The organism is Bradyrhizobium sp. (genome assembly GCF_049586575.1).
Lineage (GTDB): Bacteria > Pseudomonadota > Alphaproteobacteria > Rhizobiales > Xanthobacteraceae > Bradyrhizobium.
Genome location: NZ_JBAVCF010000417.1, coordinates 26,156 through 47,314, shown reverse-complemented (window position 1 = coordinate 47,314; position 21,159 = coordinate 26,156). Strand labels below are relative to the sequence as shown.

Here is a 21,159-nt window from a genome sequence, read left to right as displayed (position 1 = left end):
AGTTTACTTACTCGACCGTGATGCCCGTTTCCTCGATCACTCTCTTCCATTCACGGGCCTGTTCATCAAGCGCCGAGGCGAACGCCTCCGGCGTTCCAATCCTGGCGTCTACGCCGACGCTTTCGAGGCTGGCGCGAACCTCCGCCGACTGAACCGCCTCGTTGATGGTGCTGTTGAGCAGCATGATGATCGCTTCGGGCGTTCCCGCGGGCGCCAACAGGCCAAACAAGACCTCTTGCGGGAAACCGAGAATGCCTACTTCGCGCATCGTCGGGGTTTGCGGCAATTCCGGCCAGCGTTCTTCGCTGGTCACTGCAAGCGCTTTCAGTTTGCCGTCCTTGAACTGCGGCAAAAGGTTCGACTTGTTGTTGACGACCATTTCGATGTGCCCGCCCAGCGCATCCGTCACAGCGGGCGCGCCGCCCTTGTAGGGTACGAACAGGATGTCGGTTCCGGTCTTCAATTTGAAGTATTCACCGGCAAATTGCGTGTAGATGCCGGGCGAGGCGCCGTATTTCAGCTGTCCGGGATGGTCCTTCGCATACTGGATAAATTCCTTGAAATCATGGACGGGTACCCGTGGCGAGATGGCGATGGCGAGCGAATCGACGCAGACCACGCCGATCGGGGCAAAGGATTTGACGGGGTCGAAGCCGAGGTCGCTGTAGATCGCCCCGATCGCATTGACGTTGGTCCCGCCCAACAACAACGTGTAGCCATCAGGCGCCGCGGCTGCGACCACTTTGGCGCCGATCCGGCCGCCAGCGCCCGGATGATTTTCAACGACAACGCCTTTGCCGAATTTCGTCGCAAGCGCTTGCGCAATCATCCGCGCTGCCACGTCGGTAGGACCGCCCGCGGGAAAGGGGACGACGATCTTGATCGCTCGTTCCGGATATCCGGCGGCCTGGCTTGCATGCCAAGGCAGCGCCGTCAGGATCAGCGCAAGCAGAAGAAACCAGCGACGGCGCGGTCGCGATCCGTCATCTTGTATCCTGATTTTCCTAAGCGCCGTCATGCCAGGATTCAATTCACCTGCCGCTCTCTTCCAGCCCAATAGGGGTCGCGCAGATGGCGGCGCAGGATCTTGCCGGAGGCGTTGCGGGGCAGGGCGTCGATGAAATCCACCGTCTTGGGCGTCTTGAATGCTGCGATGTGCGTCCGCGTGAAGCCGATGATGTCGGATGCAGTCGTCTGCTTGCCGGGCTTTAATACCACGATGGCTTTGACCACTTCGCCCCATGTGTCGTCGGGCACGCCGATCACGGCGGCTTCCGCGACATCGGGGTGATCGCAAACCGCACTCTCGACCTCGGCCGGATAGATGTTTTCGCCGCCCGAGATGATCATGTCCTTGATGCGGTCCTGGACGTAGAGGTAGCCATCTTTGTCCATGTAACCGGCGTCTCCGGTGCGCAGCCAGCCGTCGGGCCCCACGGTTTTGGCGCTCGCCTCCGGCAGGTTCCAGTAGCCGACCATGTTGGAGCCGGACCTTGTCGCGATCTCGCCGACCTCGCCCGGCGGCAAATGCTTGCCGTCAATGTCGAGGATCGCAAGCTCGACGCCCGGCAACGCCTTGCCGGCAGAGCGCATGCGCTCCAATCCCTCGACGTGGTCTTCGGGCGGAAGCGCGACAATGCCGCCAGCGGTCTCGGTCATGCCGTAGACCTGCACGAAGCCGCAGCCAAATACGTCGATGCATTCCTTCAGCAACGCCGCGGGGATCGGGGAGGCGCCGTATAGGATGTATTTCAGGCGCGAGAAATCCACGCTGCGCGCCCGCGGCTGCCGAACGACAAACTGCATCGCGGCCGGCACCATGAACAGCTTGGTTACTTTGGCATGCTCGATGAAGTCGAGCACCTTGGTGGGATCGAACTCCCGCGCGATCACGCCTTTGGCGCCGTGGCAAAGGCCAAGCAGGCCCCAGCCGGAACCACCGATATGGAAAATCGGCATTGCGACCAGCGAGACGTCATCCTCGGTCCAGCGGTTCCAGTCGGCGTCGGCGCCGTCGCCATTCTCAAGCTGGTCGAGAAGGTTGGCGTGCGACAGCATGGCGCCTTTCGGTTTTCCGGTCGTGCCGGAGGTATAGAGCTGGATTGCAACATCCTGTCGCTCGATCTGGACCTTTGGGTCGTCAGGACTCTGTGCGTCCCGCCAGGCCTGATAACTTTGCCATTCCGCCGCGCCGCCCTCGGCCGCAATAACCACGCGCAGTTCAGGCAGTCGTGATTGAATACTGTGAACCTGGGCCACGCATTCGGGCCCTACGAAGAGAACGGGCGCTTTGCAATCCGCCATGATGTAAGCAATCTCGGGCGCCGCCAGCCGCCAATTGACCGGCGTCATCACCGCATTGGCCTTCATGGCGCCCAGTAACAATTCGAAATAGACGTCGCTGTTCTTGCCAAGATAGGCGATCCGCTCCCGCGGGCGAACGCCGAGAGCGATCAGCCCGTTTGCGACGCGGTTGGTCAGCACGTTGAACTCGGCGAAACTGGTCTCGCGTCCCTCGAATTCGAAGGCTGTTTCCTTGCCGCGTGAACGCGCCAGCCCGCGCACCATGTCGGCAAGGTGCGCCAGCCCTTGTGAGACGGCCATGTCCTCCTCCCGGAGTATTATTTTGGCGAGGAGTTTGGCGGCATCTGACGGCAAAGACAATAGCGACGCGCTTTGGCTTTCGACGGGAGACAGGCCTTTACTGCCGTGCGGAGCGATCTTTCTCGTTTTGCGCCTTGATCTGATCCCGAGCGTTTTCCCAGTCGGTGTCGGTCCAGTCGCGCAACTGATAGAAATTTCCGCCCATCGCGAGCGCCTGGCCGCCGTCCATCGCGATCGTTTCGCCGTTGATCCAGTCGCAGCCGCCGGAAATCAGGAATACCGCCAGGTTTTGCAACTCCTCCATCGTTCCAACCCGGCCCATCGGGTTCATGGCCTTGGTACGTGCGCCGGCTTCGTCACCTGGCTTGATCCGCTTGCTCATGCCTTCGGTTGGAATTTCGCCCGGCGCAATCGTGTTCAGCCGGATGCCGTAGCGGCCCCATTCAGCCGCCAGCGACATGGTCATGGCGTGGACGGCGGATTTGCTCATGGCCGATGGCACCACATAGGGGCTGCCGTTGCGGACCCAGGTGACGGTGATCGACACGACATTGCCGCGGAGCTTGTTCGCGATCCAGCGCCGTCCGACGGCATGGGTGACATAGAAGGTGCCGTGCATGACGATGTTGGCAACCGCGTCGAAGCCGCGCGAAGAAAGATCTTCGGTGCGCGAGATGAAGTTGCCCGCCGCGTTGTTGACGAGGTCGGTCAGCGGACCATCCTTGAAGATCGCCTCGACCATTTCGTCGACTGCCAACGCGTTGCGGATATCGACGCCGTGGCTGGTCACGCGGCCGCCGTAGAGGTCCATCAATTCGGTTGCCGTCTCGTCGCAGACGCTCTTGCGGCGTCCGCAGATATGGACCTCCGCGCCAAGCTCGAGAAAGCGGCTTGCCATCGATTTGCCGAGCCCGGTGCCGCCGCCGGTCACGAGAATTCGCCGGCCGACAAGGAGTTTTTCGCTGAACATGACGGTCCCCGTTCTTGCTTGTCAGGAGCAGACGAATAAAACCGGAGGAAGCTTTCGTGTAAAGCCGTTATCGTACGGAGTGGCAGTGTGGCGGTCCAGAGGTCCGTATCATGGCTGCAGGCGGGTTCATCATGCGGACTTCGGAATCGGGACACCAGGAGGAAACCATCATGGATGATCGCATACAGGTGACGATCTCGGGAGGGGTTGCCGATGTCCGCATGGTTCGCGCCGACAAGATGAACGCGCTGGATGCCGCAATGTTCGAGGCGCTGGTCGCAACCGCGAAAAGACTTGGCAGCGAGAAAGGCGTGCGCGCGGTAGTATTGTCCGGCGAGGGCCGTGCCTTCTGCGCCGGCCTTGATACGGGTCGTTTCGCCGCGATGAAGGACGATGGCGGCAACGGCATTGCGGGCGGCGAGGCGCGCAATCTCACTTTGCGTACCGCCGGCATCGCCAATTTTCCGCAAATGGCCGTATGGGGCTGGCGGCAGCTTCCGGTGCCGGTGATTGCCGCGGTTCACGGGGTGGCATTTGGCGGCGGCTTTCAGCTCGCGCTTGGCGCCGACATGCGATTTCTGAGTGCGGACGCCCGGATGTCGATCATGGAGATCAAATGGGGATTGGTGCCGGACATGGCGGGAACCCCGATTCTGGCGAGCCTCGTGCGCGACGATATCCTGCGAGAGCTGACTTACACGGGGCGGATTTTTTCGGCGCAGGAGGCGTTGAGTTATGGCCTCGCGACACGAATCTGCGACGACCCCCGTGCGGCGGCGCTTGCGGTGGCGCGTGAAATCGCCGCAAAAAGCCCAGACGCGATCCGTGCCGCCAAACGGCTTCTGAACGGCCTGTCAATTGATCCGGCGCCCGCGCTATTGGCAGAATCGGTCGAGCAGCAGAAGCTGATTGGCAGCGGCAATCAGCTCGAGGCGGTTCGCGCCAATATCGACAGACGTGCTGCGAATTTTGTCGATCCGTGATCCTGTCTGTGGCTCGATCCGCAGCCAGGCGCGGTCGCAACGGGACTTGGCGCGTCCGTAACGGGCAATCCGCCTGCTTCTTGGCCTTGCGCTGCGGCACGAAAATTGCGACTCAAGAATGCCGGCAGATTCTGGAGCATTTCAGCGATGTCTACCCAGATCATGCTTTCTGAACACGGGCTGGAATCCAGTCGCAGCGAGGAAAGCGTTGCGCTTGAAGAAGATATCAGGCTGCGGAACGACATCCGCCTGTTGGGGCGCATCCTCGGCGACACTGTCCGCGACCAGGAGGGCGCCGACGTCTTTGATCTGGTCGAGCGCATCCGGCAAACTTCGATCCGGTTTCACCGCGGCGACGATAAGGCGGCACGCCGAGAGCTTGAACTGACCCTCGACAGCATGTCGATCAGCCAGACAGTGCGCATCGTGCGCGCCTTCAGCTACTTCTCCCATCTCGCCAACATCGCCGAGGATCAGAACAATATTCGCCGGATGCGGGAGGGTTCCAGGGCCGGCGAAGCGCCACGCCCTGGAACGCTGGCGCTGACCTTGTCGCATGCCCGTACTGCCGGGCTCAGCGCAGCCGACTTGCGCAAGTTCTTTGCAACGGCGCTGGTCAGTCCGGTGCTGACCGCGCATCCAACGGAAGTCCGCCGCAAGAGCACCATCGACCGCGAGATGGAGATTGCGGCCGTGCTGGACCGGCGCGAGCGGGTGCAGTTCACGCCGGAGGAGTTGGCTGCAAGCGATGAGCAATTGCGGCGCGCGGTATTGACGTTGTGGCAAACCAACATTTTGCGCCGCACCCGCCTCACCGTGCTCGACGAGGTCGCCAACGGCCTGTCTTTCTACGACTATACCTTCCTGGATGAGGTTCCCCGGCTGCATTGCCGTCTCGAAGACCGTCTCAACGAAGGCGAGGGGGCTGCCCAAGGCGAACTGGCGTCCTTCCTGAAGATGGGAAGCTGGATCGGCGGCGATCGTGATGGCAATCCGTTCGTGACGGCGGAAATGATGCGCGGCACGCTAAAGATGCAATCCAGCCGCGTCGTTCGCTTTTACCTCGACGAATTGCATGTGCTCGGCTCCGAGCTTTCGCTGGCGGCGCATCTTGCGGACGTGTCAAAAGACCTGCGGACGCTGGCTGAGAGCTCGCCCGACAAGTCGCCGCATCGAAGTGGCGAGCCTTATCGCCTTGCAGTATCCGGAATCTTTGCAAGGCTCACCGCGACCGCGACGCGGCTGGAGGTGGAGACCACGCGGGCGGCGGTGGGCGAAGCTGAGCCCTATGCCGATGCCGCCGAATTCAAGGCCGATCTCGATACCCTCTATCGCTCGCTGATGGCGAATAATTCGCGGGTGATCGCGCGCGGACGGCTGCGTCACCTGCGGCGCGCTATCGACTGTTTCGGCTTTCATCTCGCCAGTCTCGACATCCGGCAGAACTCGGCGGTTCACGAACGCACCATCGCCGAGTTGATCAATGCGGCGATGCCCGGCATGTCTTATCTCGCGCTGAATGAGGAGGCGCGCATCGCACTTCTCGTCAGCGAAATGCGTAATGCCCGGCCGCTGACCTCGGCCTTCGTCAAATACAGCGAGGAGACGGTAGGCGAGCTCGCGGTGTTCCGGGCCGCCGCCGAGGCCCATGTCAGGTTCGGGGCGGATGCGATTCCCCAATGCATCATTTCGATGTGCAAGGGGATCTCCGATATGCTGGAGGTCGCGGTCTTGCTGAAGGAAGTCGGCCTCGTCGATCCGTCCGGCCGCAGCGCGATCAATATCGTGCCGCTGTTCGAGACGATCGAGGATTTGCAGGGCTCCGGCCATATCATGGATCGGATCCTGTCGATGCACGATTACCGCAAGCTGGTCGACAGCCGCGGCTCCGTGCAGGAGGTAATGCTCGGCTATTCCGACAGCAACAAGGACGGCGGCTTCGTCACCTCAGGCTGGGAGCTTTACAAGGCCGAGATCGGCCTCGTCGAAGTGTTCGAGCGGCACCATGTGCGGCTGCGCCTCTTCCACGGCCGCGGCGGCTCGGTCGGACGGGGCGGTGGCCCGAGCTATGACGCGATCATCGCGCAGCCCAGCGGCGCCGTGAATGGCCAGATCCGGATCACCGAGCAGGGTGAGATCATTTCCAGCAAGTATGCCAATGCGGATGTCGGTCTCGACAATCTGGAGGTGCTGGCGGCGGCGACGCTGGAGGCAAGCCTGCTGCAGCCGAGACGAAGAGCGCCACGCGCGGAATATCTGGAGGCGATGGAGCAACTATCAGCCCATGCCTTCAAGGCCTATCGCGGTCTGGTCTACGAGACCGACGGATTTGCCGATTATTTTTGGGCTTCCACCGTGATCACCGAGATCGCAACGCTGAACATCGGCAGCCGTCCGGCGTCGCGCAAGAAGACCCGCGAGATCGAAGACTTGCGCGCCATTCCCTGGGTCTTCAGCTGGGCGCAGTGCCGGCTGATGTTGCCGGGATGGTATGGGTTCGGCAGCGCGGTCGAGGCGTGGCTGAAGGAGAATCCCGGCGCGGGCATGGCCTTCCTTAAGGAACTCTACCGCGAATGGCCCTTCTTCCGTACCCTGCTGTCGAATATGGACATGGTGCTGGCCAAGAGCTCGATCGCGATCGCCTCACGCTATGCTGAACTCGTGCCCGACGCTGCGCTTCGCGAAAGCATCTTCGAACGCATCCGGCGTGAATGGCAGAGCTCGATCGATAGGCTGCTGGAGATTATGGGGCAGGAGCGTCTGCTGGAAAGCAACCCGTCGCTGGAGCGCTCGATCCGCAATCGTTTTCCCTATATCGACCCGCTGAACCACATTCAGATCGAGCTCCTGAAGGAGCACCGGGCGCAGAACATGGATGAGCAGGTGCTGCGCGGAATTCAGATTACGATCAACGGCATTTCGGCCGGCTTGCGCAACAGCGGCTAGCCCAGTCATCGCGCGCGCCTGATGGCGAAGTTGAGCAACGGGACCCTCAGCAATTGTGCGCGCCCTGAGTTTCGACATAGACGGCATAGAGCGATTGGCTCGCGGTCATAAACAGGCGGTTTCGCTTCTTGCCGCCGAAGCAGAGATTGGCGCAGCATTCCGGCAAGCGAATTTGACCGATCCGCTGGCCGTCGTCGGGAGCGAAGACCTGCACGCCATCATAGCCTTCGCCGACCCAGCCGGCGCCGACCCAGATATTGCCTTCGGTATCGACCCGCAGGCCGTCCGGGAAACCTGATCGGCCGCCCATCGCCATATCGATCAGCGGCCGCGGGTTTGAGAGCTTGTCGCCGTTGAGATCGTATTGCCAGACGACGTTCTTGGCCTGCGGGTAGTGGGTGATCCCACTGTCGCAGATATAGACGTTCCTGCAATCGGGACTGAAGGCAATGCCGTTCGGCTTGAAAGCATCGTCAGCGACTTTCCTGATCTCGCCCGTGTGCGCATCGACCCGGTAGACCGCTTCCTTCTGATAGGGCTGGACCGAGCCATCGGTGGTCCGTTGCCCCTCGTAGAGGACGATCGCGCCATAGCCGGGATCCGTAAACCAGATCGAGCCGTCATTGGGATGGACGACGACATCGTTCGGTCCATTCAACGGTTTGCCGTTCGCCTGATCGGCGAGTGTGGTGACCGACCCGTTATGCTCGAAGCGAACCACGCGCGTTCGCTCGCAGGTGATTTGCCGTCCCTGGAAATCGAACGTGTTGCCATTGGCTTCGTTGGTCGGTTTGCGGAAGTTCTCCGAGATGTATCCGCCGCCATCTTCGAGATAGCGAAGCTGCCGGTTGTTCGGAATATCGCTCCAGACCAGATATTGGCCTTGCGCATTCCAGGCCGGTCCCTCCGCCCACAGGCAGCCAGTATAGAGCCGTTGGATGGCCGTATTGCCGACCTTCGCCTTGAAGCGCTTGGGGTCGATGACGACGATGTCTGGATCGGGATAGCGCTGGGGCGGTGCGTTCGGGCCGAAGTTACGTGTCTCGCCGCTGCGACCGATACCTTCGACACCCTCATATTGATGAGGGGGCCGTAATTCGCTTGTCATCTTTCCTCCCGGCTGTCCTTCCGTCCCCTACACAGCATTCGGGACGCGGCTACGCGTCCCGAATGACTGGAGGCTAACGCGAAGTGCGCTTCCCAGCAAATATGGGCGCGTTGGCGCGCATATCACGCGAGAGGTGCGTGGCCGCGAATGGCGGTGCGAGAACCAACTACGGCTTCATGGCGCCTTTCGCGCTAGTGTACAGCGCGTAGAGCGATGTCGAGCCGCAGATGTAAAGCCGGTTTCGCTGCTGGCCTCCGAAGCACACATTGGCAACGGTTTCCGGCAGATGAATCTTGCCGATCAGGTGGCCTTCGGGATTGTAGCAGCGAACGCCATCCTCCTTGGGGTCACCCCAACCCATGGAGCACCAGACATTCCCATCGGTGTCGCAGCGCATGCCGTCGGTAAAGCCAGGAGCGAAGTCTTTGGCGAAGACCTTGCCATTCGACAACTTGCCCGCATCGATATCGACGTCGAATACACGGATCCACGCCGGATTTCCCTCTCCCTCCGTGAGGCCCGTGTCGATGACGTAGAGCTTCTTCTCGTCGGGCGAGAACGTAATACCATTGGGCATCACGAAATCGTCGGCGACGACCTTGATGTCGCCGGATTTTGGATCGACCCGGAAGACGTTGCGCTTGTCCTGTTCGAACGGCTCCTTGAGGCCTTCATAGTCGCCCTTGATCCCATAGCCAGGATCCGTGAACCAGATCGTCCCGTTGGAAGCGACCACGATGTCGTTCGGCGCGTTGAGCTTCTTGCCCTGGTACTTGTCGGCGATAACGGTGATCGAGCCATCAAGCTCGGTACGTGTGATGCGTCGGCCGCTGTGTTCGCAGGTGAGAAGGCGTCCCTCCCGATCGATGGTGTTCCCGTTCGAGTTCATCGACGGCTGTCGATAGACGCTCAAGTGGCCGTCGTCTTCGCTGTAGCGCATGATGCGGTTATTGGGAATGTCGCTGAACAGCACATAGCGCCCGGCCGGAAAGTATACCGGCCCCTCGGCCCAGCGGAAGCCGGTCGCTACGCGCTCAACCGCGCCAGTCCCGGCGCTGCCCTTGAAGCTCTTATCCAGAGCTTCGATGTGTGCGTCGGGGTAACGCGTGCCGGGCAGCGGTCCCAGCGGAAACGGTTGGGTGTCTCGGAGCCGAACCGCCGTTTCGCCCAACGGCCGCTCGGCCGCCGAGGCCGTCGCCACGGTTGCGGCTGTCGCTGCCAACGCCGCAGCTCCCTTCATCAGCTCGCGCCGATCGAAGCCGCGACGGCCGTCATCAGTAGGAATTTCTCGACGTAACATATTCGTCATGGTCGCCTCCCTTGAGTTTTTGTTGGGAGGAAAACATGTGCCGACATTTCGGCATAAACCGGGCGGGCAGCTCCTGAAACAGCCCCGGATTGGCGAAGCGACGAGTTGAATCTATCCAAGTCTCTGGAAGACCTCAGGTTCTCCTCAGATCGCGTCCCAACTAAAAATATCTGCCGAGCGGTCAAGTTTGTAAAATGACGGCTTCAGCGCCGGCATGCCGTGCTCGGCAAGGCTTTCCACCGTCCAGCCTTCGCCTCGGTGGACCGAGCGGAGCGGGCGCGACTGGCTCATCAAGAAAATCTCGTTCAGTCGCACGGCAAAGATTTGCCCTGTGACATCCTTGGCGGCATCGCTGAGCAGGTAGGCGACAACCGGCGCGATCCTTTCGGGACCCATCCGCTGGATGTTAGCCACGCGGGCTTTCTCCGCTTCGGTCTCAGTCGGAATGGTGCCGATCAAGCGGCTCCAGGCGAACGGCGACACGCAGTTCGAGCGCACGTTGAAGCGGTTCATGTCGAGCGCGATCGATTTGGAAAGGCCGACGATGCCGAGTTTCGCGGCGGAGTAATTCGCCTGGCCAAAGTTACCGACCAGGCCCGATGTCGAGGTGAAGTGGACGAACGATCCGCTCTCCTGCTCGCGGAACAGCCGCGCGGCGGCATGGGAGACATAGAATGAGCCCATCAGATGCACCTTGATGACGGACTCGAAGGCGTCGATGCTCATGCGGTGGAAGATGGCGTCGCGCAGGATTCCGGCATTGTTGACGACGCCGTCGAGCTTGCCGAAATGATCGACCGCCGCCTTGACGATGCGGCTCGCGGGAATGGCTTCCGCGACGCTCTCGAAATTGGCCACCGCCGTCCCGCCGCGCTTCTTGATCTCCTCGACCACTTCCTCGGCGGGCGAGGCGCTTGAGCCAGATCCATCGGCCGCGCCGCCGGGATCATTGACCACGACCTTGGCGCCTTCGGCTGCGCATAACAGCGCTATCTCGCGCCCGATGCCGCGGCCCGCGCCGGTCACGATGATGGATTTGCCGTCGAGTGATTTGGCCATGGAGGTCTCCCGCTTGCGCCGCCGGTTTCTTTATTTCTCGTTGGTGAAGATGATCGTGCCTGACGCCGCGAACATGCCGCCGACGCCGTGGCAGACCGAAATTTTGGCCCCTTGAACCTGGGCCGGCGCGATGCCGCGCATCTGCCGCACGCTCTCTTGCAGCGCGTACATGCCGTACATGCCGGAATGCATATAGCTGAGGCCGCCGCCGTTGGTGTTGAGCGGTAGCTTGCCGCCCGGTCTGGTGTGGCCGTCAGCGATGAATTTTCCGGTCTCCTCATGTGGCATGAAGCCGAGATCGCCTAGGCCATAGAGCGGCAGATGCGCAAAGGCGTCATAGATCATCAAGTGATCGACGTCCGCGTGGGTAATGCCGGCTTCCTTAAACGCCAGAGGACCTGCGACCCTGAAAGCGCGTGAACTATCGAAGGTCTGCATCTGGCTGACCATCGGGGTTTCCACGCTCTCACCGGTACCGAGGATATAGACCGGCTTATTCGGAAAATCCTTCGCGCGCTCCGCAGAGGTCAGGATCAGCGCGCCGCCGCCGTCGGTGACGAGGCAGCATTGCAGGATGCGAAACGGATAGGCGATCATCCGCGAATTCAGAACGTCTTCTACCGTGATCGGCGCCTTCATGGTCGCGCGCGGATTTTTCGCCGCCCACTCGCGCTGTGCCACGGCGACCATGGCGATTTGCTCGTGGGTGATGCCGTGGGTTTTCATGTAGCGCAGCACCGGGATCGGAAACATGCTGGCCGGCGTGGAAACGCCGTAAGGCAATTCGAACTGCCCGTTCAGGCTGTCCGGGCCGATCATGCGCGGGGTGCGGCCGATGTTGGATTTGCCGCTTTCGGCATGCGTGATCAGAACAGTCTTGCACAGGCCGGCCTCGATCGCGGCAGCCGCGTGGCGCACATGGAGCATGAACGAACAGCCGCCGACCGATGTGCCGTCGACCCAAGTCGGGGTGATGCCGAGATAATGCGCGATCTGCTGCGGGGTCTCGACCGCTGTCGCAAAACCGTCGATGTCGGACAGCTTCAACCCGGCATCCGCGATGGCGTTCAACGCCGCATCGGCGTGAAGCTGGATCTGCGACATGTTCGGGATTACGCCGAGCTCGGTGGTTTCTGCCGCGCCGATGACGGCTACCTCGTTCCTCCGCATGGGCCCTCAATCCCTCGCCGGGCGGAATAGGGGCAGAGTGGTTGCGTCGTCGAGTTTCTCGAAACTGACCTCCAGCTTCATGTCCAGTTCGAGCGCTTCAGGCGTCTGCGGACAGCCGACGATATTGGTCATCATGCGCGGACCTTCTTCCAGCTCCACTACGGCGATTGCGTAAGGCGGGGTAAAACCGGGCACCGGCCGGTGATGAATGACGTAGCTATAAAGCGTCGCCTTGCCGCTGGCCTTGAAAATGCTGACCTTGCGCGAGCCGCAGCCAGGGCAAAAGGGACGGGGCGGGAAATAGGCATGGGCGCAAGTGTCGCAGCGCTGCAGCCGAAGCTCGCCGGCCCGGGTGCCATCCCAGAAATGCTGCGTTTCGGGCGTCGGCTTCGGTCGCGCGCGTGCCGGCTCCGCCATGTCGTTCTCTCCTGAAAACGGGGCTCTTCTGCCCCTCGTTCGGATCGTTGATGCGACAATGGACCGCGTGTCGTCAACGGTCCAGACGGACGGCCCTTAAGTGTCCTATTTCCTTATATTTATTGCCTAGGCGGGGGACGCTTGTATCCCGGCAACCGCCCGGGCTATGGTCCGCCAACCTAAGAAAAAGCTGGGAGGAAGTAGTTATGTTGAGGGTGATTGGCGCGGCGCTTGTTGGGTTGACTTTTGCCACCCAGGCCTGTGCCGCCGATGCGCCGGCGGAAATCAAGATCGGCACCCTCTATGCCTCGTCCGGGCGATTTGCGTCGATTTCGATGCCGGTTTTCAGCTCGCTCAAGATGTGGGTCGATCTGAAAAACGCCGATGGTGGGGTCTACGTCAAGGCCTTCGACAAGAAGCTGCCCGTGAAGCTCGTCGCCTATGACGATCAGAGCAATACGGCTACCGCTTCCACGCTTTATAACCAGCTTGTCACCCAGGATAAGGTCGATCTGCTCGTCGCCGATTCCGGTTCGGTACTGACTGCTCCCGCGGTCACGATCGCGCGCGACCACAAGATGTTTCTGTTCGACCAGACCGGCACCGGCGCCAGCTTCTTCTCAAAGGACAATCCCTATATCGCGCTGATGGCCGACCCGGTCTCGACGATCTGGCCCAAGCCCGTGGCGGATTTCGTTATTCATGACGGACCGGCCCTCGGCATCAAGAAGATCGCGATCCTCTACTCGACCAACGAATTCACGGGCACCCAGGCCAACGCGTTCCGCAAGTTCATCAAGGATTCCGGCGTGCCGATCGAGATCGTGTACGACCAGGGAGTCCCCACCGAGACGACCAACTACACCGTCATCATCAACAACATCAGCAACGCGCAGCCGGATGCGGTGTTTCATTTCGGATACGCGCCGAACGATATCGCATTCCTGCGCAACGTCGCCGACGTCGGCGCCAAGTTCAAAATGCTGTTTGCGATCTACGCAGGCCTCGAGAAGGAGCTGCTCGAGAAGAACGTCGGCGACAAGGGACTCGAGCACGTATTTACTTACGTGCCGGCCTCGGATCTGGAATATCCCGTCAACTTCGGCATGAACCTCCCGACCTATAAGGCCGCCTGGGACAAGAAATATCCGGACGGCAAACTTGAATTCGGCCTCAACGCCGTGGCCGGATACACTACCGGGCTGGTCATCGAGAAAGCGCTTTCAGTGGCGACAAGCCTCGATCAGATGGAGTTGCGTCGCGCCGTGTTCAGCCTTTCTGGACAACTCAAGACGTTGTGCGGGCCCTTCGCCCTCGACGAAACCGGCGGCCAGACCGGCGAATTGACCCCGCTCGGACAGCTTGAGCTGGACGATCACGGGCACGTCAAATTCGTTTCGATCTATCCGCACGAAACCGCGACCGGTAAACCCGTCTATCCTCGCCCATGAGGGCTGCGCAGTTCGGAATAGCTTTCCGGGAGTGAGAAACGCCGATGCTGACTTATGCGCTGGTCGCCGGCGTTCTCTTTGGCTTGTATTTCAGCCTGGTCGGGATCGGCCTTAATCTGGTCTTTGGCGTCATGCGCATCGTCAATCTGGCGCATGGCGACTTCCTGATGCTCGGCGCGTTCGTGGCCGTCGGCGTCGTGACGGTCATTGGAATCGATCCCCTGTTCGCGGTGCCGCTGGCATTCGCGATTTTTTTGATTGTGGGCATGCTACTGTACTGGGTGTTGGTGCCGCGCCTGCAAGGCTCGGCAAACCCGGAGATGCTGTCGATCATCCTCTTCTTCGGCCTGTCCCAGGTCATCGAGGCCGTCACAACGATCTTTCTCGGGACCAGCGAGCGCTCGATTCAAAGCCGCGCGCTCGGCACGGTATTTTCCACCATCAAGGTCAAATGGTTTGGAGGTACGGCGGCTAGCGGTGGACCGGTCCAGATCCTTGGCCAGGGGTTTCCGGCGCCCTGGGTGATCGCTGCCGTTACCAGCCTGATCGTGATCGCACTGGTGTATGTCTATCTCTACCAGACGCGTCTCGGCACCCTGACGCGTGCGGTGATGTCGCGACGCGACGAGGCGCTGGCAACCGGGATCGACGTCGATCGCGTCTCGGCCGCGGCATTTGGCATTGGATTGGGATTGGCCGCGATTGCCGGCATCTTCGCGCCGTTCATGTTCGGCTCGGTGACGCCGGCGTTTGGCGCCGATGCGACCGTCACGTCGTTCGCTATCGTGGTGCTGGGTTCGCTTGGCAATCCGCTCGGGACCGCGCTCGGCGGCGTCGTCTACGGCATCTGCTACATGGTCGTGCAGACATATTTGAGTTCATGGTCGGACCTGTTGCCCTATGTGCTCCTGATTTTCATTTTGCTGTTGCGTCCGAGCGGTCTGCTCGGAAGGCGGGTGCGCGTTGCCTAATGCCCTCAAGCACACGCTTTTCATCGCCGTGCCGCTGCTGGTCGTTTTTGCAGTGCTGCCGGGCGTCTATCAAAACCACCTGTTGTTGTTCAATTTCGTGATCTTTCTGATTCTCGCCCAGGGCGTGAACATCATCTATGGTTTCACCGGCTATCTGCCGTTTGGCTATGTCGGCTTCTTTGGCGCGGGCGCCTACGGCTTTGCTGTGATGGTGATGCATTTCCAGACACCAGCGGTGCTTGCGGTCCTCGTCGGCGGCGTGGTCGGTGTTGCCCTTGGGCTGCTGCTCACGCCGTTGCTGCGTCTCTCCGGGGCCTATTTCGCCATCGCCAATCTCGCGGCGTCGCTTGCGGTGCTGCACTTCATCGCCAATCCTGCACTGGAGTCGATCACGCGCGGTCCCTACGGCGTCTCGCTCACGGGCACGTTCAATCCGACATATGCCTACGCGGCGGCGCTGGTCGTGCTGGCGCTGACGTTGGGTGCGGTGGTTTTTCTCAAAAATTCGCGCTTCGGCCTCGCATTGCAGGCGGTGCGGGAAGACGCCGTCAGCGCCTCAATGGCGGGCGTCAATGTCGTGCGGATGCGGATCATCGCCTGGCTCACCTCCGCGCTGGTCGCTGGCCTCGCCGGCGGCGTCTATGCCTGGTACGTCTCGGTGTTCTATCCGGACAATGTCTTCAGCGGCGACTTCAGTATTTTTGCCATCGTGTTTGCGTTGTTCGGCGGTGTTGCCTCGATCTCGGGCCCGATCGTCGGCGTCATCATCCTCTACGGCATCTACAACCTGATCGGATTCACCACGCCGCAATATTTCCAGTTGATTTACGGCCTCCTGATCATGGGCCTCGTGCTGTTTCTTCCCGCAGGCCTGGTATCGCTCGCAACACGCAGGGGCTGGAATGTTCCCTGACAGCGTGCCCCTTCTCAACGTTTCCAAACTCGTCAAACGCTTCGGCGGCTTCTACGCGCTGGACGGATTGAGCTTCCACGTGTCTTCCGGCGAGATTTTAGGGCTGGTGGGTCCCAACGGCTCCGGCAAGACCACGGCGATCAACGTAATCTCCGGCCTTTACGCCCCTGACGGTGGCGAGGTGGTGTTGGACGGCGCCTCGATCGGGGGGAGGGTCTCCCACAAGCTCGTCCATCTCGGCATCAACCGCACCTTCCAGATTCCAAAAACGTTTTTGTCGCTGACGGTGCGGCAGAATGTCGAGGTGGCACTGGCCTATGGCGGCGCCGCGACGACCCCGCCGGCGATCACCGATCTTTTGGACGAATACCGGTTGATTGAGGTCGCCGACCGTCCGGCGGCCGATCTCAACAATGCCCAGCAGAAGATGCTCGACCTCGCGCGGGCGCTCGCGACCCGTCCGCGGCTGCTGTTGCTTGACGAACTCGCCGCAGGGCTCAACCCTGCGGAACTCGACTGGATCGCCGAGCGCATCCAGGCGTTGGCCAAGGGCGGGATGGCGATCATCGTGGTCGAGCATCTCATGGGCTTCATCGAGCACATTACCGATCGCGTCATCGTCATGAACGCCGGCAAGGAGATTTTCGAAGGCAAGCTCGCGGTCGCGGTGAAAGTGCCGCAGGTGATCGAGGTGTTTTTGGGAGGCGAGCATGCCGCCTGAGGCCACAGCCTTGCTGACGGCTCAAGGCGTCGATGCCGGGTACGGCACGATGCAGGTGCTATGGGGCGTCGACCTCGATGTCCGCGCCGGCGAAACCGTGCTGCTGCTCGGGACCAACGGCGCCGGCAAGACCACCTTTCTCAAATCGCTGGTCGGACTGATCGAGGCGCGGCACGGCAGCATCAAACTCGGCGGCGAGGATGTGACGCGGATGCGCTCCAGCGCGCGGATGCGGCTGGGCATGACTTACATGTCGGAACTTGCCGTATTCCCCGACCTGTCGATTGAGGAAAACCTCAAGGTCGGCGCGCAGGCGCTCGGGCATCCCAATCCGCGGATCGAAGATCTTTACGAAACCTTTCCGGTACTGCGTGAGAAACGCCGCGCGCCGGCCTCCAGCCTCTCCGGCGGCCAGCGGAAAATGCTTGGTATCGCCAAGGCCTTGGCGGCCGAGCCTCGCCTTCTGGTGATGGACGAGCCGTCGGCCGGGTTGTCGCCGCTGTTCGTCAAGGAAGTCATCCGGATCCTGAGTGATCTCAGAGGAAGGGGATTGGCTTTGTTGATTGCCGAGCAGAATATCGGCTTCCTTGAGGTCGCCACCCGCGTGTTCGTACTGGAAGGCGGCCGTATCCGTTTTTCGGGAACGGTGGCCGAAATGACCGACAATGAGGCGTTGCGGCGAGCCTATTTCGGACTGAAGTAATGCGAACCATCCGCATTGGGTCAGGGGCGGGCTATTCGGGCGATCGCATCGAGCCCGCGGTGGAACTCGCCGAAAAGGGCGACATTCAGTATCTGGTATTTGAGTGTCTGGGCGAGCGCACCGTTGCGCTGGCCCAACAAGCGCGCCTGAAGAATCCGGAAGCTGGCTACGATCCGCTGCTTGAGGAGCGGATGCGCGCGGTGCTGCCGGTCTGCGCTGCCAAAGGTATCAAGATCGTCACCAATATGGGGGCAGCCAATCCGCTTGCTGCGGCGCGCAGGACTGCTGCCATGGCCCGATCGATGGGGCTGGCTTCGCTGAAGGTTGCGGCCATCGTCGGCGACGACGTCCTTGATGCCTGCAAAGCGCGCGATCTCCCGATCATGGAGTTCGACGGCACGATCGGCCAGCTCGGCAATCGCCTGATCTCCGCCAACGCCTATCTCGGCGCCGGGTCGATGACGGAAGCGCTTCGCGGCGGCGCCGACGTTGTGATCACCGGACGGGCTTCCGATCCCGCGCTATTCCTCGCGCCGCTCATCCACGCCTTTGGCTGGCCGGCGGATGACTGGAACCTGCTCGGCAAAGGCATCGTCGCCGGTCACTTGCTGGAATGCGCCGGCCAGGTCACCGGCGGCTACTTCGCCGATCCAACTTTCAAGGACGTGCCGGATCTGGCCCGGCTCGGCTTTCCCATTGGCGAGGTCGGCGAGGATGGCAGCCTCGTCATCACCAAGGTCGAGGGCTCCGGTGGCGCCGTCACCGCGCAGACCTGCAAGGAGCAACTGCTCTATGAGGTGCACGATCCCACGAGATATCTGCAGCCGGACGTGACCGCGGATTTTTCGCAAGTGACGGTCGAGGAAGCGGGCAAGGATCGCGTGCGAATTAGCGGCGGACGCGGCAGTGAACGTCCGCCAACGCTCAAGGTATCGGTCGGCTATGTCGACAGCTTTATCGGCGAGGGCCAGATTTCCTACGCCGGTCCGGGTGCGCTCGCGCGTGGCCGGCTCGCGCTCGACGTCGTTCGCGAGCGCTTGAAACTTACGGGTGTTGCGGCCAGAGAATTGCGGTTCGACCTGATCGGCGTCGATTCCCTGCACGGCGCGCAACTCTCGGCCCATGCGAACGAGCCCTATGAGGTGCGCGTACGCGTCACCGGGCGTACCGAAAACCTGCGCGAGGCAGTGCGGATCGGTAACGAAGTCGAAACGCTCTACACCAATGGGCCGGCCGGCGGGGGCGGGGCCTCCAAATCCGCGCGCGATGTCGTGGCGGTCGCTTCCGTGTTGCTGCCGCGCGAATTGGCGCAGCCGCAGGTGCAATTCGTCGGAGGCGCATAACGATGAAGCTGCGCGAGATCGCTCATTCCCGCACCGGCGACAAGGGCAATATCTCCAATATTTCTGTCATTGCTTATGACGAGAAGTATTACCCGTGGCTGCTTCATCAGGTGACCAGCGCGCGGGTCAAAGCGCATTTCGCGGGCGTTGTCGAAGGCGAGGTTGTTCGCTATGAGCTACCCAAACTGTTTGCACTCAACTTCGTGATGGACCGGGCGCTGGGGGGCGGGGTGACACGGTCGCTAGCGCTGGATGCGCATGGCAAATCGTTGAGCTCCGCCTTGCTCGATCTGGAGATCGACGCCGTTCCGAATAGACTTTAGCTGAATCAACGAGGCGACCAAGGCCATGCCCAACACTCCGACACTCACCGCGCTGGCGGCAGATCTCGAAAGCGGCCGCACCAATGCGCGGAAACTCGTCGACGAGTGCCTCGCAAAAATCGCCGACAAATCGGGCGAGGGGAACCGCGCCTTTGTTCATGTCGACGTTGAGGCCGCGATCGAGGCTGCCAAGGCCATGGATCGGCTCCGCGAGGTCAGGGCCGCGCCGTCGCCATTTGCCGGCATTCCAATCTCGATCAAGGACTTGTTCGACATCAAAGGGCAGGTCACGCGGGCCGGCTCCCGGGCGCTCGATGATTCACCGCCGGCCGAGAGCGACGCGTCAGTCGTATCGCGGCTGCGGCGCGCTGGCTTCATCCTGATCGGTCGCACCAACATGACTGAATTCGCCTATTCCGGCATCGGTATCAATCCGCACTATGGTACGCCGAAGAGCGTCTGGCAGCGAAATGCTGGTCATGTTCCCGGCGGGTCGTCGTCAGGCGCGGCGGTGTCGGTCGCCGATGGCATGGCGCATGGCGCGCTTGGTTCTGACACCGGTGGATCGTGCCGGATTCCTGCGGCCTATAACGGCATCGTCGGCTTCAAACCGACACAGCAGCGCATCCCGCGCGATGGCGCCGTGCCGTTGTCGTTCACGCTCGATAGTTTCGGACCACTCGCGCGCACCGTCGAGTGTTGCGCGGTGCTCGATGCCGTACTCGCCGACGAGCCGGTTCGGCCGCTGCAAGCGCGCACCATCAAGGGACTGCGGCTGGCGGTGCCGACGACGGTCGCGCTCGACGACCTCGACGCTCATGTGACGCGAAGCTTTGAGCGGGCACTTGAAACGTTATCGCGGGCAGGTGCATTGGTCGAGCGGATCGAAGTGCCGGAATTCCTCGATGTCGCCGTCATGAACGCCAAGGGTGGATTTGCCGCGGCGGAAAGCTATGCCTGGCATCGCTATCTGATCGAGAACCACGGCGACATCTATGACCCCCGCGTGTCTTTGCGGATCCTGCGCGGCCAAAGCATCACGGCCGCGGACTACATCGATATTCTGGAGGCGCGAAAATCGTTCATCGCGCGGGCAGCCGTGCGCTTTGCCCCCTATGATGCCGTGGTGATGCCGACCTCTGCGATCACGCCGCCGCGGATATCAGATCTCGCCGACGACCACGCGTTCACGAAAGCGAACCTCCTGTCGCTGCGCAATTGCACCCTGATCAACATGATGGACGGCTGTTCTATTTCCTTGCCTTGCCATCATCGTGGCGAAGCGCCGGTCGGTTTGATGCTGAGCGCAGCGGGAGGTTCGGACCGTCGCATCTTCGAACTGGCCGCCGGTATGGAGGCTGCGATCCATGTTTGACCTCACCTTCACCATCGATGCCAAGGACACGACCACGCCCTTAACACTCGCGATCGACCAAGCGGTAATTGCGGGTTGGACCGGTCGAGATCCGGTGGCTCGCGACAAACACATCGCCGAATTGGAGGCGATCGGTATCGCGAGACCTGCCTCGACGCCGATCTACTACCGCTGCTCGGCGCGGCGGTTGACCATGGAAGACCGGATCGAGGTCTGCGGCGGCAATTCCAGTGGGGAAGTCGAGTTTGTTCTGATCGGCTGGCAGGGACGCATTTTCGTTGGCCTCGGCTCCGATCATACCGATCGCAAGGTCGAGAGTTACAGCGTCACGGTGTCCAAGCAGATGTGCGACAAGCCGATCGCCTCCACGCTGTGGGAACTCGAAGATGTCATTGATCACTGGGACCGGCTGATCCTGCGTTCCCATGCCTGGATCGGCGGCAAGCGAGCGCTGTATCAGGAAGGCACGCTAGACGCGATGCTGCCGGTTTCCGAACTGCTCGCACGCGGTTTTGCCGGTGGGAAACTGCCTGACGGCTGTGTCATGTTTGGTGGCACTTTTGCGGCCAAAGGCGGGATCAGGCCGGCCAGCCGCTTCGAATTCGAGCTGGAAGACCCGGTGCTAAAACGCACGATCCTCCATGCCTATGACGTGGTCGAGCTGCCGGTGCTTGGGTAGAGACGCGCGTCTGAACGCCGCGGACGCCGCTTTACCTCTCCAATCGGGAGAGGGAGCGCACTTCCGATGATGAAACTCAGCCGGAAATCGGGTGGCCCGAGCGATCCCGATTTG

General features: G+C 61.4%; 19 protein-coding genes. 11 read left to right on the top strand and 8 right to left on the bottom strand.

What is annotated here, in order from left to right; all coding sequences use genetic code 11:
• Positions 1-7 precede the first annotated feature (7 nt).
• The 3 genes from WB528_RS16655 to WB528_RS16645 form a co-directional block, all read right to left on the bottom strand.
• Positions 8-1,018 carry a Bug family tripartite tricarboxylate transporter substrate binding protein gene (locus tag WB528_RS16655; protein WP_423889508.1) on the bottom strand — a complete coding sequence of 337 codons (1,011 nt, stop codon included), beginning with the start codon at positions 1,016-1,018 and terminating at the stop codon, positions 8-10.
• Between the two features lie 8 nt (positions 1,019-1,026).
• Positions 1,027-2,604, bottom strand: coding sequence for a fatty acid--CoA ligase (locus WB528_RS16650; RefSeq protein ID WP_423889507.1), 1,578 nt, complete (start codon positions 2,602-2,604; stop codon positions 1,027-1,029).
• Between the two features lie 97 nt (positions 2,605-2,701).
• The gene (locus WB528_RS16645; protein WP_423889506.1) at positions 2,702-3,574 is read right to left on the bottom strand and encodes an SDR family oxidoreductase; all 873 of its coding nucleotides are present in this window, start codon (positions 3,572-3,574) and stop codon (positions 2,702-2,704) included.
• 170 nt (positions 3,575-3,744) lie between these two features.
• On the opposite strand from WB528_RS16645, the gene WB528_RS16640 reads away from it, so the two are divergent.
• Both WB528_RS16640 and ppc read left to right on the top strand, forming a co-directional pair.
• Positions 3,745-4,557: a crotonase/enoyl-CoA hydratase family protein gene (locus WB528_RS16640; RefSeq protein WP_423889505.1), complete on the top strand. Its 813-nt coding sequence runs from the start codon at positions 3,745-3,747 to the stop codon at positions 4,555-4,557.
• A gap of 147 nt (positions 4,558-4,704) precedes the next feature.
• Positions 4,705-7,503: a phosphoenolpyruvate carboxylase gene (ppc, locus tag WB528_RS16635; protein ID WP_423889504.1), complete on the top strand. Its 2,799-nt coding sequence runs from the start codon at positions 4,705-4,707 to the stop codon at positions 7,501-7,503.
• Between the two features lie 46 nt (positions 7,504-7,549).
• Here the strand turns inward: ppc and WB528_RS16630 are convergent, their stop codons facing one another.
• From WB528_RS16630 to WB528_RS16610, 5 genes are all read right to left on the bottom strand, one after another.
• Complete coding sequence (locus WB528_RS16630; RefSeq protein WP_423889503.1) at positions 7,550-8,611, bottom strand: SMP-30/gluconolactonase/LRE family protein; 1,062 nt, start codon at positions 8,609-8,611, stop codon at positions 7,550-7,552.
• Between the two features lie 166 nt (positions 8,612-8,777).
• Entirely contained in the window at positions 8,778-9,920 is a 1,143-nt protein-coding gene (locus WB528_RS16625; protein ID WP_423889502.1) for an SMP-30/gluconolactonase/LRE family protein, read from the bottom strand.
• A 144-nt stretch (positions 9,921-10,064) separates the two neighbouring features.
• The gene (locus WB528_RS16620; protein WP_423889501.1) at positions 10,065-10,979 is read right to left on the bottom strand and encodes an SDR family oxidoreductase; all 915 of its coding nucleotides are present in this window, start codon (positions 10,977-10,979) and stop codon (positions 10,065-10,067) included.
• 30 nt (positions 10,980-11,009) lie between these two features.
• On the bottom strand, positions 11,010-12,149 hold the full coding sequence (locus WB528_RS16615; RefSeq protein WP_423889500.1) for a thiolase C-terminal domain-containing protein: 1,140 nt from the start codon (positions 12,147-12,149) through the stop codon (positions 11,010-11,012).
• 6 nt (positions 12,150-12,155) lie between these two features.
• Entirely contained in the window at positions 12,156-12,566 is a 411-nt protein-coding gene (locus tag WB528_RS16610) for a Zn-ribbon domain-containing OB-fold protein (protein ID WP_423889499.1), read from the bottom strand.
• A 206-nt stretch (positions 12,567-12,772) separates the two neighbouring features.
• Here WB528_RS16610 and WB528_RS16605 point away from each other — a divergent pair, with 206 nt between their 5' ends.
• Genes WB528_RS16605 through WB528_RS16565 form a run of 9 tightly spaced genes read left to right on the top strand, consistent with a single transcriptional unit; the run spans position 12,773 to position 21,045 of the window.
• Positions 12,773-14,017: an amino acid ABC transporter substrate-binding protein gene (locus WB528_RS16605; protein WP_423889498.1), complete on the top strand. Its 1,245-nt coding sequence runs from the start codon at positions 12,773-12,775 to the stop codon at positions 14,015-14,017.
• Between the two features lie 44 nt (positions 14,018-14,061).
• Positions 14,062-14,988 carry a branched-chain amino acid ABC transporter permease gene (locus WB528_RS16600; protein WP_423889497.1) on the top strand — a complete coding sequence of 309 codons (927 nt, stop codon included), beginning with the start codon at positions 14,062-14,064 and terminating at the stop codon, positions 14,986-14,988.
• Positions 14,981-15,901, top strand: a complete 921-nt coding sequence (locus tag WB528_RS16595; RefSeq protein WP_423889496.1) for a branched-chain amino acid ABC transporter permease — start codon at positions 14,981-14,983, stop codon at positions 15,899-15,901. Before WB528_RS16600 ends, WB528_RS16595 begins: the two co-directional genes overlap by 8 nt.
• Entirely contained in the window at positions 15,891-16,622 is a 732-nt protein-coding gene (locus WB528_RS16590; protein WP_423889495.1) for an ABC transporter ATP-binding protein, read from the top strand. The genes WB528_RS16595 and WB528_RS16590 overlap by 11 nt, the downstream gene beginning before the upstream one ends.
• Complete coding sequence (locus tag WB528_RS16585; protein WP_423889494.1) at positions 16,612-17,325, top strand: ABC transporter ATP-binding protein; 714 nt, start codon at positions 16,612-16,614, stop codon at positions 17,323-17,325. The genes WB528_RS16590 and WB528_RS16585 overlap by 11 nt, the downstream gene beginning before the upstream one ends.
• Positions 17,325-18,668, top strand: coding sequence for an acyclic terpene utilization AtuA family protein (locus WB528_RS16580; protein ID WP_423889493.1), 1,344 nt, complete (start codon positions 17,325-17,327; stop codon positions 18,666-18,668). The genes WB528_RS16585 and WB528_RS16580 overlap by 1 nt, the downstream gene beginning before the upstream one ends.
• A 2-nt stretch (positions 18,669-18,670) precedes the next feature.
• The gene (locus WB528_RS16575) at positions 18,671-18,991 is read left to right on the top strand and encodes an AtuA-related protein (protein ID WP_423889492.1); all 321 of its coding nucleotides are present in this window, start codon (positions 18,671-18,673) and stop codon (positions 18,989-18,991) included.
• Between the two features lie 25 nt (positions 18,992-19,016).
• Positions 19,017-20,366 (top strand): amidase, encoded by a 1,350-nt coding sequence (locus WB528_RS16570; RefSeq protein ID WP_423889491.1) that lies wholly within the window; start codon positions 19,017-19,019, stop codon positions 20,364-20,366.
• Positions 20,359-21,045 carry a DUF2848 domain-containing protein gene (locus tag WB528_RS16565; RefSeq protein WP_423889490.1) on the top strand — a complete coding sequence of 229 codons (687 nt, stop codon included), beginning with the start codon at positions 20,359-20,361 and terminating at the stop codon, positions 21,043-21,045. The genes WB528_RS16570 and WB528_RS16565 overlap by 8 nt, the downstream gene beginning before the upstream one ends.
• The last annotated feature ends 114 nt before the right edge of the window (positions 21,046-21,159 follow it).

What these genes read in the sequence shown, in the direction of transcription:
- WB528_RS16600 (WP_423889497.1), top strand. Translation starts at nt 14,062, where the DNA reads ATGCTGACTTATGCGCTGGTCGCCGGCGTTCTCTTTGGCTTGTATTTC.
- WB528_RS16615 (WP_423889500.1), bottom strand. Translation starts at nt 12,149, where the DNA reads ATGCGGAGGAACGAGGTAGCCGTCATCGGCGCGGCAGAAACCACCGAG.
- WB528_RS16570 (WP_423889491.1), top strand. Translation starts at nt 19,017, where the DNA reads ATGCCCAACACTCCGACACTCACCGCGCTGGCGGCAGATCTCGAAAGC.
- ppc (WP_423889504.1), top strand. Translation starts at nt 4,705, where the DNA reads ATGTCTACCCAGATCATGCTTTCTGAACACGGGCTGGAATCCAGTCGC.
- WB528_RS16650 (WP_423889507.1), bottom strand. Translation starts at nt 2,604, where the DNA reads ATGGCCGTCTCACAAGGGCTGGCGCACCTTGCCGACATGGTGCGCGGG.
- WB528_RS16620 (WP_423889501.1), bottom strand. Translation starts at nt 10,979, where the DNA reads ATGGCCAAATCACTCGACGGCAAATCCATCATCGTGACCGGCGCGGGC.
- WB528_RS16640 (WP_423889505.1), top strand. Translation starts at nt 3,745, where the DNA reads ATGGATGATCGCATACAGGTGACGATCTCGGGAGGGGTTGCCGATGTC.
- WB528_RS16565 (WP_423889490.1), top strand. Translation starts at nt 20,359, where the DNA reads ATGTTTGACCTCACCTTCACCATCGATGCCAAGGACACGACCACGCCC.
- WB528_RS16625 (WP_423889502.1), bottom strand. Translation starts at nt 9,920, where the DNA reads ATGACGAATATGTTACGTCGAGAAATTCCTACTGATGACGGCCGTCGC.
- WB528_RS16645 (WP_423889506.1), bottom strand. Translation starts at nt 3,574, where the DNA reads ATGTTCAGCGAAAAACTCCTTGTCGGCCGGCGAATTCTCGTGACCGGC.
- WB528_RS16605 (WP_423889498.1), top strand. Translation starts at nt 12,773, where the DNA reads ATGTTGAGGGTGATTGGCGCGGCGCTTGTTGGGTTGACTTTTGCCACC.
- WB528_RS16575 (WP_423889492.1), top strand. Translation starts at nt 18,671, where the DNA reads ATGAAGCTGCGCGAGATCGCTCATTCCCGCACCGGCGACAAGGGCAAT.
- WB528_RS16590 (WP_423889495.1), top strand. Translation starts at nt 15,891, where the DNA reads ATGTTCCCTGACAGCGTGCCCCTTCTCAACGTTTCCAAACTCGTCAAA.
- WB528_RS16630 (WP_423889503.1), bottom strand. Translation starts at nt 8,611, where the DNA reads ATGACAAGCGAATTACGGCCCCCTCATCAATATGAGGGTGTCGAAGGT.
- WB528_RS16655 (WP_423889508.1), bottom strand. Translation starts at nt 1,018, where the DNA reads ATGACGGCGCTTAGGAAAATCAGGATACAAGATGACGGATCGCGACCG.
- WB528_RS16585 (WP_423889494.1), top strand. Translation starts at nt 16,612, where the DNA reads ATGCCGCCTGAGGCCACAGCCTTGCTGACGGCTCAAGGCGTCGATGCC.
- WB528_RS16610 (WP_423889499.1), bottom strand. Translation starts at nt 12,566, where the DNA reads ATGGCGGAGCCGGCACGCGCGCGACCGAAGCCGACGCCCGAAACGCAG.
- WB528_RS16580 (WP_423889493.1), top strand. Translation starts at nt 17,325, where the DNA reads ATGCGAACCATCCGCATTGGGTCAGGGGCGGGCTATTCGGGCGATCGC.